15 protein-coding genes are annotated in these 14,214 nt (G+C 68.9%); 9 read left to right on the top strand and 6 right to left on the bottom strand.

Annotated features, from left to right (window positions below):
- Positions 1–7 precede the first annotated feature (7 nt).
- The 4 genes from guaB1 to ABLE92_RS16790 all read right to left on the bottom strand — a co-directional run bounded on the left by guaB1 (position 8) and on the right by ABLE92_RS16790 (position 4,688).
- Entirely contained in the window at positions 8–1,441 is a 1,434-nt protein-coding gene (guaB1, locus tag ABLE92_RS16805) for a GMP reductase (RefSeq protein WP_348805885.1), read from the bottom strand.
- Between the two features lie 20 nt (positions 1,442–1,461).
- Complete coding sequence (gene gnd, locus ABLE92_RS16800; protein ID WP_348805884.1) at positions 1,462–2,919, bottom strand: NADP-dependent phosphogluconate dehydrogenase; 1,458 nt, start codon at positions 2,917–2,919, stop codon at positions 1,462–1,464.
- A gap of 349 nt (positions 2,920–3,268) precedes the next feature.
- On the bottom strand, positions 3,269–4,222 hold the full coding sequence (locus tag ABLE92_RS16795) for a M56 family metallopeptidase (RefSeq protein ID WP_348805883.1): 954 nt from the start codon (positions 4,220–4,222) through the stop codon (positions 3,269–3,271).
- Positions 4,223–4,289: 67 nt separating this feature from the next.
- Positions 4,290–4,688, bottom strand: coding sequence for a BlaI/MecI/CopY family transcriptional regulator (locus ABLE92_RS16790; protein ID WP_348805882.1), 399 nt, complete (start codon positions 4,686–4,688; stop codon positions 4,290–4,292).
- 323 nt (positions 4,689–5,011) lie between these two features.
- Here ABLE92_RS16790 and ABLE92_RS16785 point away from each other — a divergent pair, with 323 nt between their 5' ends.
- The 8 genes from ABLE92_RS16785 (at position 5,012) to ABLE92_RS16750 (ending at position 11,368) form a co-directional block, all read left to right on the top strand.
- Positions 5,012–5,449, top strand: coding sequence for a PaaI family thioesterase (locus ABLE92_RS16785; RefSeq protein WP_348805881.1), 438 nt, complete (start codon positions 5,012–5,014; stop codon positions 5,447–5,449).
- On the top strand, positions 5,446–6,690 hold the full coding sequence (locus tag ABLE92_RS16780; protein WP_348805880.1) for a DUF6986 family protein: 1,245 nt from the start codon (positions 5,446–5,448) through the stop codon (positions 6,688–6,690). Before ABLE92_RS16785 ends, ABLE92_RS16780 begins: the two co-directional genes overlap by 4 nt.
- A gap of 121 nt (positions 6,691–6,811) precedes the next feature.
- Positions 6,812–7,114, top strand: a complete 303-nt coding sequence (locus tag ABLE92_RS16775) for an urease subunit gamma (RefSeq protein WP_348805879.1) — start codon at positions 6,812–6,814, stop codon at positions 7,112–7,114.
- A gap of 66 nt (positions 7,115–7,180) precedes the next feature.
- Positions 7,181–7,510: an urease subunit beta gene (locus ABLE92_RS16770; RefSeq protein ID WP_348805878.1), complete on the top strand. Its 330-nt coding sequence runs from the start codon at positions 7,181–7,183 to the stop codon at positions 7,508–7,510.
- 1 nt (position 7,511) lies between these two features.
- Complete coding sequence (locus ABLE92_RS16765) at positions 7,512–9,230, top strand: urease subunit alpha (RefSeq protein WP_348805877.1); 1,719 nt, start codon at positions 7,512–7,514, stop codon at positions 9,228–9,230.
- 9 nt (positions 9,231–9,239) lie between these two features.
- A complete protein-coding gene (locus ABLE92_RS16760) occupies positions 9,240–9,905 on the top strand; it encodes an urease accessory protein UreF (protein ID WP_348805876.1) in 666 nt (221 codons plus the stop codon).
- A gap of 66 nt (positions 9,906–9,971) precedes the next feature.
- A complete protein-coding gene (gene ureG / locus ABLE92_RS16755; protein WP_348805875.1) occupies positions 9,972–10,655 on the top strand; it encodes an urease accessory protein UreG in 684 nt (227 codons plus the stop codon).
- Positions 10,655–11,368 (top strand): urease accessory protein UreD, encoded by a 714-nt coding sequence (locus ABLE92_RS16750; protein ID WP_348805874.1) that lies wholly within the window; start codon positions 10,655–10,657, stop codon positions 11,366–11,368. The genes ureG and ABLE92_RS16750 overlap by 1 nt, the downstream gene beginning before the upstream one ends.
- 12 nt (positions 11,369–11,380) lie before the next feature.
- On the opposite strand, the gene ABLE92_RS16745 is transcribed toward ABLE92_RS16750, so the two are convergent.
- Positions 11,381–12,817: an NAD(P)/FAD-dependent oxidoreductase gene (locus tag ABLE92_RS16745; protein WP_348805873.1), complete on the bottom strand. Its 1,437-nt coding sequence runs from the start codon at positions 12,815–12,817 to the stop codon at positions 11,381–11,383.
- A 113-nt stretch (positions 12,818–12,930) separates the two neighbouring features.
- Positions 12,931–13,506 carry a GNAT family N-acetyltransferase gene (locus tag ABLE92_RS16740; protein WP_348805872.1) on the bottom strand — a complete coding sequence of 192 codons (576 nt, stop codon included), beginning with the start codon at positions 13,504–13,506 and terminating at the stop codon, positions 12,931–12,933.
- A gap of 203 nt (positions 13,507–13,709) precedes the next feature.
- Here ABLE92_RS16740 and ABLE92_RS16735 point away from each other — a divergent pair, with 203 nt between their 5' ends.
- Positions 13,710–14,207, top strand: coding sequence for an acyl-CoA thioesterase (locus tag ABLE92_RS16735; protein WP_348805871.1), 498 nt, complete (start codon positions 13,710–13,712; stop codon positions 14,205–14,207).
- The last annotated feature ends 7 nt before the right edge of the window (positions 14,208–14,214 follow it).

Below are 14,214 nucleotides of genomic sequence, written 5' to 3'. Positions count from 1 at the left end.
CCGCCGATCACCACCCGCCCGGAAGCGGCCGGCCCTCGGCGAAACCGGCGGGGGACTGCACGCCGAGCACCACCCGTTCGTGGAGTTCGGCGATGCTGCGGGCACCGGCGTAGGTCGCGGTGCTGCGCACCCCGGCACAGATGTGGTCGACGAGATCCTCGACGCTGGGCCGTTCCGGATCGAGGGGGATCCGCGAGGAGGAGATGCCTTCCTCGAACAGACTCTTGCGGGCCCGGTCGTAGGCGTTGTCCGAACTCGAGCGGGCGGCCACCGCGCGTTTGGAGGCCATGCCGAAGCTGACCTTGAAGGCGCCCCGGGCGTCGTGGTGGAGATCGCCGGGGGCCTCGTAGGTGCCGGCGAACCAGGAGCCGATCATCACGTTCGACGCCCCGGCGGCCAGGGCCAGCGCCACATCCCGGGGATGGCGGACACCGCCGTCGGCCCAGACATGGGCACCACGCGCGCGGGCGGCCTCGGCACAGTCGGCCACCGCGGAGAACTGCGGGCGGCCGACGCCGGTCATCATCCGGGTGGTGCACATCGCACCGGGACCGACCCCGACCTTCACGATCGTCGCGCCCGCCTCGATCAGGTCGACGGTGCCCTCGGCGGTGACCACGTTCCCGGCGACGATGGGTACCCCGAGGTCGGCCGCGGCGACCGATTCGAGAGCCGAGATCATCCGCTCCTGATGTCCGTGGGCGGTGTCGATGACCAGGAGGTCGGCACCGGCCGCGACGAGTCCCTTGGCCTTGGCGGCGACGTCACCGTTGATTCCGACGGCCGCGGCTATCCGGAGCTTGCCGGCGGCATCGACGTTGGGTCGGTACACCCCGTGCCGCAGCGCACCGACCGCGGTGAGGACCCCGGCCAGGGTGCCGTCGGTGTGGGTGAGCACGGCCAGCGATTGGTGGACGTCGGTGAGCGCATCGAAGATCTCGCGGGGCGGGGTGTGGATCGGGAGGGTGACGACGAGTGGATCGAGGACGTCGCGGACCCGCGCGAACCGGTCCACATCGGCGCATCCGGATTCGGTGACCACGCCGACCGGCACCTTGTCGCGGACGACGACGGCTGCGCCGTGGGCGCGTTTGTGCAGTAGGGCCAGCGCGTCGGACACCGAGTCCTCGGTGGTGAGCACCACCGGGGTGTCGGCCACGAGGTCACGGGACTTGACGAACTCGATGGACTCGGCGGCCGCCGCGGTCGGCAGGTCCTGGGGCAGCACGGCGAGTCCGCCCCGACGTGCGAGTGTCTCGGCCATCCGCTTACCGGTCACCGCCGTCATGTTCGCCGAGATGATCGGCACGGTGGCGCCGGAACCGTCCCGCGTCGACAGGTCGACGTCGAACCGGGACGTGACGTCCGAACGGTTCGGGACGACGAACACGTCGTTGTAGGTCAGGTCGTGGGTCCGTTGATGACCGTCCAGGAATCGCACGTCGGGGCTTTCGGGCAGACCTACTGCTCGACCTCGGTGCGGTCGCCGCCCCACAGGGTGTGGAAGGTGCCCGGCTTGTCGATCCGCTGGTAGGTGTGCGCACCGAGGTAGTCGCGCAGTCCCTGGGTGAGGGCGGCGGGGAGGCGTTCGCTGCGCAAGCCGTCGTAGTAGGACAGCGAGGACGCGAAGGCCGGCACCGGGACTCCCATCAGGGCGGCGGTGGACACCACACGACGCCACGCATCGACCCCGGATTCGACGGCGTCGCGGAAGTACGGGTCGAGGAGCAGGCTGGGCAGGTCGGGGTTGTCGGCGTAGGCGTCGCGAATCCGGTTGAGGAACTTCGCGCGGATGATGCAGCCACCACGCCAGATCGTGGCCAGTGATCCGCGATCGACGTTCCAGTCGTATTCCTTGCTGCCCGCGGAGATCTGGTCGAATCCCTGCGCGTACGCGACCACCTTGGAGGCGTACAGGGCGGCCCGGATGTCGTCGACGAACGCGTCCTTGTCGGCGGGTGCGGTGCCCGCGGTGCCACCGGCGAGGCCCTGGGCCTGTTTGCGCTGACCCGACGAGCTCGACAGTGCGCGGGCGAAGACCGCCTCGGCGATACCCGTCGTCGGAATGCCGAGGTCCAGGGCGGACTTCACGGTCCAGCGCCCGGTGCCCTTCTGGCCGGCCTCGTCGACGATGACGTCGACGAGGGGCTTGCCGGTGTCGGCGTCGGTCTGTGCGAGCACCTGCGCGGTGATCTCGATCAGGTAGCTCTCGAGATCGCCGGTGTTCCACTGGGCGAACACGTCGGCGATGTCGGCCACCGGCAGATCGAGCACGCGCCGCATGAGGTCGTAGGCCTCACCGATCAACTGCATGTCGGCGTACTCGATACCGTTGTGGACCATCTTGACGAAGTGGCCGCTGCCGTCGGGCCCGATGTGCGTGCAGCAGGGCTCGCCGTCGACGTGCGCGGAGATCGACTCGAGGAGCGGCCCGAGGGATTTGTAGGATTCGGCCGGGCCGCCCGGCATGATCGACGGGCCGTTGAGTGCGCCCTCCTCACCGCCGGAGATGCCGGCCCCGACGAAGTGCAGCCCACGGTCGGCCATCGCCTTCTCGCGGCGGATGGTGTCGGTGTAGAGCGAGTTGCCGCCGTCGATGATGATGTCGCCGGGTTCCATGGCGTCGGCGAGTTCGTTGATGACGGCGTCGGTGGGGTCACCGGCCTTGACCATGATGAGTACCCGGCGCGGCTTCTCGAGCGCATCGACGAATTCGGCGATCGTCTCCGACCGGATGAACGACCCCTCGCTGCCGTGCTCGGCCAACAGTGCGTCGGTCTTGGCGATGCTGCGGTTGTGCAGGGCAACCGTGTAGCCCTTGTGCGCGAAGTTGCGGGCGATGTTGGAGCCCATCACGGCCAGGCCGGTGACACCGATCTGGGCCTTGGCGGTGGGGGAGGTCGAGGCGGTGTTTGTCATGTCTCCACCCTATGGTGTCGGTCCGGACGGTGGTGCGCGCGCATGGTCGCGGGTCCGATCCGGGAATCGGGCGTCGGGCCCCGCGCCGGTCGGATGCGCCGCCCCCCGCCGGTCGAATGCGTCGCCCCCCGCCGGTCGAGTGCGTCGCGCGAGCGAAGCGAGCTCGTCGCGTATCGAGACCTCGCAAGCCGAAAACCCAACGCATGCACCAGCTGCGCCTCACCAGGTCTCGAGGCTCGTCGCCCCAGGGGGCTCCTCGCGCCTCGACCGGCGGAAGGACGCCTCGGAAGTGGTCAGTTGGCGAACGCGGCGGTGACCGTGCCGCTATCGGAGATCACCGCTGTATGGATCAGCGGTGCGCGGTGAGCAGCCGGCTGATCTCGGTGAGCCACGGGATCGCGACGGCGAGCGTCGGGATCACCAGAATCGCCGCGGCGCCGGCATAGGCGGCGATGACGATGAGCGGGGTGGGCCGCCCATGCCGCAGCCGGTGCACCCGGGCCAGCGTGGTCGGTCCGCCGACGGCCATCGCACCGCGGGGAGCGACCGCGTCGGCGCAGGCCACCAACGCGCGGCCGAGGGTCGTGGGAGTGGTGGCGCGGACCGCCTGATCGTCGGCGAGCGCCTCGACGAGGAGTTTGACGGCGTCGAGGGCGGAACTGCTGCGGACGAACCGGGGGAACGCCTCGTGCAGTGCGATGAAGGCCTCGAGGACGAGGTCGTGGCGGGCGCGCAAGTGCGCACGTTCATGCGCGATGACGGCGACAAGTTCGTCGCGGCTCAGGCGGGCGACGACGCCCTCGCTGAGGACGACGCGCTGACGCAGGCCCGGCAGACAGTAGGCGAGCGGCTCCTGGACATCGAGCATCCGGATGTCACGCGCGAAGAGCGGATGCGTGTGATCGGAGCGATCGCAGCGGTCGAGGATGTCGATCAGCTGCCGGTGGGTGGACCGGCGGGCGCGTGTGCGCAGCCCGACCCGGATGGTCGTGAAGAACAACCGGGCGCCGATGAGCAGCGTCAGCGCAAAGACACCGACGTAGAGCAACCACAGGGGGAGGCCGAGTCGTTCGATCTCATGAACCGGGTGCGTGGTGGGGGTGCCGTCCGGCCCGGGGGCCAGGAGATTCGCCGCGATCGCCAGACCACAACTGAACGCCGACAGCACCGCGGCCAGGGCGATGGCCTGCCACAACGTCATCGCGGCACGGGGCGCCCGGATCGGCCACGCCGACCGCGACAGCCATTCCGGCACAGGACCGACCAACAGCAATGTCATGCTGCCGAAGAGCAGGGCGGTCATCGATGGCTGTCCTCGCGGTTGGGCTGTGCGGGCGGTGCGGTGGGGTGCTGAGCGCCCCGAAAGAAATCTAGCGTGTGATCTCCGGGTTGCGTGCGGCTTCGAGTTCATCGAGCGCCGATCGCAGGGCGGCGGCTTCGTCGGCCCCGACGCGACCCACGAACGACACCAGCGCGGCGTGGCGTGATCCGGGGGCGTCGGCCTCGCTGAGGGCGTCCACCATCAGCGACGCCACGAGGTCCTCGCGGGGATGGGTGGGGACGTACTTGTGGGCGCGGTCCTCACGGATCTGGGTGACCAGATTCTTCTTGGCGAGGCGCTGCAGGACGGTCATCACCGTCGTGTAGGCCAACGACCGGCTCTCCGACAGGGTGGCATGAACCTGGCGCACGGTCTGAGGGGTGGGAGTGGCCCACAGCGTGTCCATGACCGCCCGCTCCAGGTCTCCCAAGCCATTCATCTTTCGCATTTTACTGCCGATTCTCCTCGATGCCGCATCCGGCTTCTCTGCCCAGGTCATCGGCGTGCCCGGTGCGCCGACGGTGTGGTCTCCAGTGGTTGTTGACGTGGTGCTTCCCACGGATATTCCCCAACCGCTTGACACCGTTGGTAAGGCTAGCCTACATTAAGTACACGTTGGACCGCGCGAGAGTCCTGAGGGCTGCAGAGACCCCCGGTCCACGCAACGGTAGGCCCCACATCTCGAACGAGATGTGGGGCCTATCGGTTCCCCGGGGCCCTCTTGGTGGCGCGTGCGACGCGCCCCCACCCGGCTCATGACACTCTTGTCCGATGACCGTGAACAACGAGGATTACGTGAAGGCGGCCGGATCCCGCGGCCTCGACGGGGTGCTGGGAACCGTGATCGAGAGCGTCGGACCCGACGGCCTGGTGGCCACCCTCTCGCTCGATCCGCGACATCATCAGCCCTTCGGCATCGTGCACGGCGGTGTCTACTGTGCGGTCGCCGAAAGTGTCGCGAGCATGAGCGCCTACGTGTGGCTGCAGGAGTCGGGCATCGGCGGCACCGCGGTCGGCGTCAACAACAACACCGATTTCCTGCGGTCGATCAGCGAGGGCACCGTGACCGCGCGGTCGGCACCCATCCATCGCGGCCGACGCCAGCAACTGTGGGCGGTCGAGATGTTCGACGACGCCGATCGACTGCTGGCCCGCAGCCAGGTCCGGCTGCAGAACATCGAGATCCCCGACGGTGCGGTCGCCGGGTGAGCGACACATCGAACGGCCTCGACGCCTCGGCCCGCGCCGCCATCGAGGAGATCCTGACGCCGGTCGATGCCGACCTGGCGCGCCTGTTCCCCGGTGACCGTGACGAGATCCAGCCCGCCCACACCGTCTATGTCAGCGCCGCCGACGTCGACGTCGACACCCCCGAGCGATGGGCCGCCGCCGCCGGGCGTCTCGAGTCCTCGCCCGTCGTGGCCGACCTGGCCACCGACGATGTCCGCGCCATCGCCCATGCGCGTCTGATCGAGAACCCGATCGAGGATCTGCGCATCGATCTCGAGGACGGATACGGGTGGCGCAGCGACGCCGCCGAGGACGCCGACGCCACCCGGGCCGGGACGATCCTGGCCGACTGGGTGAAACGCCGGCCGTACGCGCCGCGTATCGCGGGCGTGCGCGCCAAGGGGCTCGGCGCCGCCGAACGCGGACGCGGAATCCGGAGCCTGGAACGGGTGCTCGACGGCGCGGGCGGTGTGCCCCCGGGTTTCGTCATCACCATCCCGAAGCTGCGCGACGTCCGGCAGGTCGACGCGGTGTCGGTGATGTGCGCCGGCTTCGAACACGCCCACGGACTGACCGAGGGGGCGCTGAAGGTGGAGTTGCAGGTCGAGATCCCGCAGGCGATCCTCGGTCCGGACGGACGTGCCACCGTCGCCGAGGCGATCCATCGAGGAACGCCGCGCGTCGTCGGATTACATTACGGCACTTACGATTACAGCGCGGCATGTGGAATCGTCTCGGCCCAGCAGTCGCTGGAACATCCGGTGGCCGATCACGCGAAGGCGGTCATGCAGGTGGCCGCCGCGCAGACCGGGGTGTGGGTCAGCGACGGCTCGACGCAGGTGATGCCCACCGGCACACCCGAGCAGATCGACGCCGCGTTGCGTCGCCACCACCGCCTCGTCACCCGATCCCTGGAGCGGGGCTTCTATCAGGGCTGGGACATGCATCCGGGACATCTGGTGACGCGGTGGCTGGCCGTGACCGGGTTCTTCCGCTCGGCGATGCCCGCGGCGGCGACCCGGCTGCAGGCGTACTTCGAGCGGCGATCGGGTGATGTCGTCGACGAACCCGCCACCGCGATGTCGTTGGCCCTGGTCATCCGACGGGGACTGGCCGCGCGCGCGTTCGCGGCCGACGAGGTCGCGACGATCGCCCCGCTGTGCACGATCGACCGGCTCGACGACCTGGCCGCCGGTGGGGGAGCACTCCGGTCCGACTGAGCGGCGTTCACTTGCCGCGCCGTCGGCCTTCGGCCGTGGCAGGATGGCGAGACCGGCGATCCCCGATGATGTCGGGTCACCGCGGGGAGACGCCAGAGGACGAGACGATAGAGAGGGACCGGTGCGACTGTCGCCACATGAGCAGGAACGTCTGCTCATCTCCTACGCCGCCGAACTCGCCCGCCGCCGGCAGGGTCGCGGGCTCAAACTCAATCATCCCGAAGCGGTGGCGATCATCACCGATCACGTTCTCGAGGGTGCCCGCGACGGTCGGTCGGTGGCCGAGCTGATGTCGAGTGGACGCGAGGTCCTCGGCCGCGACGACGTCATGGACGGCATCCCGGAGATGCTGCACGACGTCCAGGTCGAGGCGACCTTCCCGGACGGCACCAAACTCGTCACCGTGCACCATCCGATCGGCTGAGCCGCGGCTCCTCACTCTTTGCCGAACCATCCCTCCCCAGGACAGAAAGCCCAGGACAGGAAAGCGATGTCGGAGAACAGATCTGCGGTCATACCCGGCGAGGTGATCGCCGCCGAGGGAACCATCGAACTCAACGAGGGGGCCGACGCGGTGGTGCTGTCGGTCATCAACGAGGGTGACCGTCCGGTCCAGGTCGGCAGCCACGTGCATTTCCCGCAGGCCAATGCCGCGCTGGCCTTCGATCGCGAGCGGGCGCGCGGTCGGCGCCTCGACATCCCGGCCGGCACCGCGGTCCGATTCGAGCCGGGCATCGAGATGACGGTGACGCTGGTACCACTCGGCGGATCCCGTGAGGTGTACGGGATCTCCCTCGACGCACCCGGAAAGGTCGACTGACATGGCGATTCTGGGACGCGACCGGTACGCGCAATTGTTCGGCCCGACCACCGGGGACCTGATCCGGCTGGCCGACACCGATCTGCTGATCGAGGTCACCGAGGACCGCAGTGGCGGCCCCGGGCTCGCCGGCGACGAAGCCGTCTTCGGTGGCGGCAAGGTCATCCGGGAATCGATGGGACAGAGCCGCGCCACCCGCGCGCAGGGCGCCCCCGACACCGTCATCACCGGTGTGGTGATCCTCGACCATTGGGGAATCATCAAGGCGGACCTGGGAATTCGCGATGGCCGCATCGTCGCGATGGGTAAGGCCGGTAACCCCGACACGATGGACGGGGTGCATCCCGATCTGGTCATCGGGGCATCGACCGAGATCATCGCGGGCAACGGCAAGATCATCACCGCCGGCGGCATCGACTGCCACGTCCACTTCATCTGCCCGCAGATCATGGACGAGGCCCTCGGCAACGGCATCACCACCCTGATCGGTGGCGGTACCGGGCCGGCGGAGGGTTCCAAGGCCACCACGGTCACCCCCGGCGCCTGGCACCTCGCCTCGATCCTCGCGGCCACCGATCACTGGCCGCTCAATATCGCCCTGCTCGGCAAGGGCAACACCGTCAGCGCCGAGGCGATGCGTGAGCAGATCCGGGCCGGCGCTTCGGGATTCAAGCTGCACGAGGACTGGGGGAGTACCCCGGCGGCGATCGACGCCTGTCTGCGGGTGGCCGACGAGACCGGCGTCCAGGTGGCGCTGCACTCCGACACCCTCAACGAGGCGGGATTCGTCGAATCCACCCTGGGTGCCATCGCCGGCCGCAGCATTCACGCGTATCACACCGAAGGTGCCGGTGGCGGTCACGCGCCCGACATCATCACCGTGGCGGCGGCCCCGAACGTGCTGCCGAGCTCCACCAACCCGACCCGCCCGCACACCGTCAACACCCTCGACGAGCACCTCGACATGCTGATGGTGTGTCATCACCTGAATCCGACCGTGCCCGAAGACCTTGCGTTCGCCGAGAGTCGGATTCGGCCGTCGACGATCGCCGCCGAGGACCTGCTGCACGACCTCGGGGCGATCTCGATGATCGGCTCCGATGCCCAGGCGATGGGCCGCATCGGCGAGGTGGTGCTGCGCACCTGGCAGACCGCCCACGTGATGAAACGCAAACGCGGCTCCCTGGAGGGCGATGGCCGCGCGGACAACCACCGCGCGCAGCGCTACGTCGCCAAGTACACGATCTGTCCGGCGGTGGCACACGGATTCGACGACGAGATCGGCTCGGTCGAGATCGGCAAGCTCGCCGATCTGGTGCTGTGGGACCCGGCCTTCTTCGGCATCAAACCCGATCTGGTGATCAAGGGCGGCGCCATCGCCTGGGCGCAGATGGGTGACGCCAACGCCTCCATCCCGACACCGCAGCCGGTGTTGCCGCGCCCCATGTTCGGAGCGGCGCCTCCGGTGGCCGCCGACACGTCGATCAGCTTCGTCGCCCCCGGCGTGGACGACGATCTCGCCGACCGTATCGGTATCCGCCGTCGCCTGGCACCGGTGAAGAACACCCGGTCGATCGGCAAGGCCGACATGCCCGGTAACTCGGCGATGCCGACCATCGAGGTCGACCCCGACACCTTCACCGTCCGCGTCGACGGTGAGGTGTGGGAGGCGCAACCGGTCGCCGAACTGCCGATGGCCCAACGATATTTCCTGTTCTGAGGGTCACCGATGACGCAGACCGATCCCCGCGCGCGTGGCGCGTCGCCGCTGGCGATGATGCTCACACTGGCCGATTCCCGGCTGCCGGTGGGCGGGCATGTGCACTCGGGTGGGGTGGAACAGGCCATTGCCGACGGCTTCATCCGGGGCGTCGACGATCTCGCCGCATTCCTGCATCGTCGGCTGGTCACCACCGGTCTGGTGTCGGCGTCGATCGCGGCCGCCGTCGCCGACGGTGCGCTGGATGTGCCTGCCGCACAAGGTGAGACCGACGCCCGCACGCCGTCGGCGGCCGCCCGCAAGGCGTCGCTCGCACAGGGCCGGGGGATGGCGCGGTTGGCCCGGCGGATGTGGCCGAACCTCGACTGGGGCGAGCACACCCCGACGACACATCTACCGGTCATCAGTGGATCGGTGGGAGCCGCATCGGGTCTCTCCGGTTTCCACACCGCGCTGGTACTCGTCTACACCACCGTCAGTGGCGCGGCGACCGCCGGGCAACGGTTGCTGGCCCTCGACCCCGCCGATGTCGCACTGATGATCGCCGACCTCGGTGCCGACTGCGAGAACATCGCCGCGCAGGCCGCGATCGGACTGGCCGACCTGTCGGATCCGATCCTCGACGTCTTCGCCGAACGCCATGAGCGTCGCGGCATGCCGCTGTTCATGTCCTGACCCCCGTTCTGACATTTTCGTCCTGAGAAACGTTGTCCCACAATCCTATCCGGAGAGGAACCTCCCATGCCCCCGCATCTGATCGACGGTGAACCGCACGACCACACCCACGACCGGCCGCGGCGCCACCGCGAACCCGGCGAGGCGCTGCGCATCGGGATCGGCGGCCCGGTCGGCTCTGGGAAGACCGCCCTGGTGGCCGCGTTGTGCCGGCAACTGCGCGACGAACTGTCACTGGCCGTCCTCACCAACGACATCTACACCACCGAGGACGCCGACTTCCTGCGGCGCAACGCCGTGCTGCCCGACGAACGCATCACCGCCGTGCAGACCGGGGGCTGCCCGCACACCGCGATCCGTGACGACATCACCGCCAACCTCGACGCCATCGACGATCTGGTGGCCGCCAACCCACCGCTGGATCTGATTCTCGTCGAGTCCGGCGGCGACAACCTCACCGCCACCTTCTCCACCGGCCTGATCGACGTGCAGATCTTCGTCATCGACGTCGCCGGCGGCGACAAGGTCCCCCGCAAAGGTGGGCCCGGCGTGACTTACTCGGACCTGTTGGTGATCAACAAGACCGACCTCGCCTCGCGGGTGGGCGCCGACCTCGGGGTGATGCGACGCGACGCCGACAAGGTCCGTGACGGCCGCCCCACCGCGATGATCTCGCTCACCGACGACCCCGCGGCCACCGACGTGTTGGCCTGGGTGCGTGCCCAACTCGCCGTGCCGGTCACCGGATAGTGCGCACCGACGTCGAGATCATCGCCGACCCGGCGCGGTCGTTGCGGACACGGTGTTCCGGTGCACTCGCGGTGCGGCAAACCGGCCGCCATGCCGCCCACCTGGTGGGGGCGGCCGCGACACCGCTGGGTGGTGATCACATCGAGATCGTCGTGCGGGTGGCCGACGGTGCCTCGCTGGATCTGGGTTCGGTGGCCGCGACCATCGCGTTGCCGGCCGCCGATCGGGCCGATTCGACGTCGCACTGGCACATCGAGGTGGGCGCGGGAGCGCGGTTGCGCCTCGACCCGCAACCGACGGTGATCGCCGGTGGCGCCGATCATCGTTCGCGTATCGACGTCATCGCCGCCGGCGACGCGATCGTCGATGTGCACGAGCACATCCAGATCGGTCGCTCCGCCCATCGGCATCCCGACGACGAGCGCGGCAGGTGGCGCGGCACGCTGAACGTCGACGTCGACGGCAGGCCGATCCTTCGACACGGGGTGGCGCTGGGCGCCGGCTCCACCGCCGCCGCAGCCGGATGCCACGCACTGACCAGCGTGTTCCGGCGACCGGACACTTCTCCGGATGCGGTCGATGCCGCGCACTTCGCGGCGCGACTGGCGTTGGCCGATGACGCCGGGACCCTCACCACGGCCCTGGCAAGCACCCTCGCACAAGCGCGCGAGCGCTGCGACATCCTCGATGTCGCAGCGCTCGCGATCAGCTGAGGCCGACCGGGGTCAGCTGGCCTCGGCGGTCTTGTCGCCGTCCGGGGCGGGGTCCTCGGCGCCCACCGATTCGGCCTCCACCTCGGGGATCGATTTCTTCTCCAGTTCCGACAGCTGCCCGATCGCGGTCCGCGCGTAGACCTGCTGCTCGGTGACGGCGAGCTGGGTACGACCACGCGTGGAGAACGCGAAGAACCAGTTGACGATCGTGTTCAGCCGGTTGCGGAAACCGACCAGGTACACCAGGTGCAGCGCCAGCCAGCCGAGCCACGCGAAGTAGCCCTCGGTCTCGAACTTCTTCTTGGTGCCCGGGATCGGCACCTGCATGACCGCGCTGAAACGGGAGATCGTCGCCATCGATCCCTTGTCGAAATAGCTGAACGGCTTGCGCTGATCCGGCGTCTGTCCCTTGAGCTCCGCCTTGATCGCGTCGGCGGCATACCGCCCGCCCTGGATGGCGCCCTGGGCGACACCGGGCACGCCGTCGACGGCCATCATGTCGCCGACGACGAACACATCGGGGTTGCCGGGGATGGACAGGTCGGGGCCCACCTTGACCCGGCCGGCGCGGTCGAGTTCCACACCGGACTGCTCGGCCAGTTGCTTGCCCAGCGGGCTGGCCTGCACACCCGCCGACCACACCTTGCACTGGGATTCGATGCGGCGGGTGGTGCCGTCCTTCTCCTTGACGGTCAGACCGTCGTAATCGAGGTCGACGACCATCGCGTTCAACTGGATCTCGACGCCCATCTTCTCCAGCCGGGCCGCCGCCTTGCCGCCGAGTTTCGGACCGAACGGCGGGAGCACCGCGGGCGCGGCGTCGAGCAGGATGACGCGGGCCTCGGTCGGATCGATGTTGCGGAAGGCCCCCTTGAGGGTCTTGTCGCTCATCTCCGCGATCTGCCCGGCGAGTTCGACACCGGTGGGGCCCGCGCCGACCACCACGAAGGTCAGCAGCTTGGCCCGCTCGGCCGGATCGTCGGACAGTTCGGCCTGCTCGAAGGCCCCGAGGATGCGGCCGCGCAGTTCGAGGGCGTGGTCGATGGTCTTCATGCCGGGCGCGTACTCGGCGAAGTGATCGTTGCCGAAATACGACTGGTCGGCGCCGGCGGCGATGATGAGCTTGTCGTACGGGGTCACCGTGACGCGCTCGAGCAGACGTGACGTCACGGTCTGCGCCTCGAGATTGATCTCGAAGACATCACCCATGAGCACCTTGGTGTTCTTCTGCTTGCGCAGCACCACACGGGTGGCCGGTGCGATCTCGCCCTCGGCGACGATGCCGGTCGCGACCTGGTACAGCATCGGCTGGAAGAGGTGGTGCGTCGTCTTGGCGATGAGCGTGACGTCGACATCGACCTTGGCCAGCCGCTGAGCGGCGAAGAGACCGCCGAAACCGGAGCCGATGATGACGACTTGTGGACGCGCCGAAGGGGTGGGGCTGCTCATCCGAGAACGTCTCCTTCTCGATTGTGGGCGTGCGTGTGCAACGCATCTCTACGGTAGTCCCCGCGCGACGATCGGTCTCGGTGAGGCGGCGAAGGCGGCGAGGGCGTGTCCGCTCACGCGGTGAGGTCGGTCGCGGCGCCGTACCGCGCGCCGCTGATCTCCCAGTGCCGCCGCAGCATTTCGTATTCGACCTCCGGTTCGCCGGCACCCGCGGGATCGGTGCAGGCGTCGCGCGCGCACATCCGCATGCCGAGTTTCTCCATCACCCGCCGCGACGAGGCGTGTGTCGCGGTGGTGCTCGCGAACAGGCGTTGCGCGTCGAACTCGGCGAAGGCGACATCGGTGACGACGCGGGCGGCCTCGGTGGCCAGGCCGCGACCCCAGTACTCGCGTCGCAGACGGTAGCTGAGTTCGAGTTCGGGCTGCACCGAATGCCGCGGGGCGCGCAGCGACACCCAGCCGAGGAACTCCCCGTACCGTCGATCGGTCGCCGTCCAGATTCCGCCACGCCCGGTCTGCAACTCGGCCTCGGCGCGCGGAACCACGAAGCCCTCGATGGTCGATCGGGGCGTGGCCGTTCCGCCGGTCACGAAACGCATCACCTCGGGATCGCTGTCGAGTCGGACGAGGTGATCGACGTCGCGACGATCGACCGGACGCAACAGCATCCGCGATGTCTCGACGATCACCCGGCCCCCAATGCCTCGACCCCACTGCACTCACCTGTCAGAACCCCGGCCGCGATGCGGAGCGGCGGGTGCTCTGATGGATGTCGAGTGTACGGACTGATCGGGGTGTCCGTCGCCGATTGTCGGCCCGCGTGTCGGGCCATGAGATCGGCGTCCGGTCCGGGCCGCGGTGATGTCGGTCCGAACCGATAGGCTTGCCACTCGTGGCTCCAGAACAGTCCTCCACCGCCGCCGTCTCCGGCGGCAGCCGTGCTCCCGTGGCCGACCAGTCCGATGTCGGTCCGGTGGAGATCGAGCTCCAATTGCGTTGGGGCGACATGGATATCAACTCTCACGTGAATAATGTGCAGTTTGCGCGGCTGCTCGAAGAGGCCCGCGTACGGGCGTTCTCCCGGTGGTTTCCGGCCGGCGTCGACCGGGTGCCGCTGCTGGTGGTACGCCAGGACATCGAGTTCCGCGCGCCGCTGCTCTACAGCGTCGATCCGGTGCGCGTGCGCCTGGCCATCACGCGCCTGGGCACGTCGTCGTACACGATCGGCGCGACGATGGCCGCCGCCGACGGCACCCTGGTCGCGCTGGCCCGGACCACGATGGTGGCCATGGATCGGGAGAGCGGCGCACCCACCCCCATCCCGCCCACGGCGCGGGCCGTCCTCGAGGCGCACCGCGGGGAACTACCGGCGCTGCGGCCCCAGGCCTGATCCGGGT

It is taken from the genome of Gordonia oleivorans (assembly GCF_040044975.1).
Classification (GTDB): Bacteria; Actinomycetota; Actinomycetes; order Mycobacteriales; family Mycobacteriaceae; genus Gordonia; species Gordonia oleivorans.
This window is presented reverse-complemented; position numbering and strand designations above follow the sequence as displayed.

Excerpts from the sequence above, each read along its gene's own strand:
- gnd (WP_348805884.1), bottom strand. The coding sequence starts at position 2,919 with ATGACAAACACCGCCTCGACCTCCCCCACCGCCAAGGCCCAGATCGGT.
- ABLE92_RS16795 (WP_348805883.1), bottom strand. The coding sequence starts at position 4,222 with ATGACCGCCCTGCTCTTCGGCAGCATGACATTGCTGTTGGTCGGTCCT.
- ABLE92_RS16790 (WP_348805882.1), bottom strand. The coding sequence starts at position 4,688 with ATGCGAAAGATGAATGGCTTGGGAGACCTGGAGCGGGCGGTCATGGAC.
- ABLE92_RS16785 (WP_348805881.1), top strand. The coding sequence starts at position 5,012 with ATGACCGTGAACAACGAGGATTACGTGAAGGCGGCCGGATCCCGCGGC.
- ABLE92_RS16770 (WP_348805878.1), top strand. The coding sequence starts at position 7,181 with ATGTCGGAGAACAGATCTGCGGTCATACCCGGCGAGGTGATCGCCGCC.
- ABLE92_RS16765 (WP_348805877.1), top strand. The coding sequence starts at position 7,512 with ATGGCGATTCTGGGACGCGACCGGTACGCGCAATTGTTCGGCCCGACC.
- ABLE92_RS16760 (WP_348805876.1), top strand. The coding sequence starts at position 9,240 with ATGACGCAGACCGATCCCCGCGCGCGTGGCGCGTCGCCGCTGGCGATG.
- ureG (WP_348805875.1), top strand. The coding sequence starts at position 9,972 with ATGCCCCCGCATCTGATCGACGGTGAACCGCACGACCACACCCACGAC.
- ABLE92_RS16745 (WP_348805873.1), bottom strand. The coding sequence starts at position 12,817 with ATGAGCAGCCCCACCCCTTCGGCGCGTCCACAAGTCGTCATCATCGGC.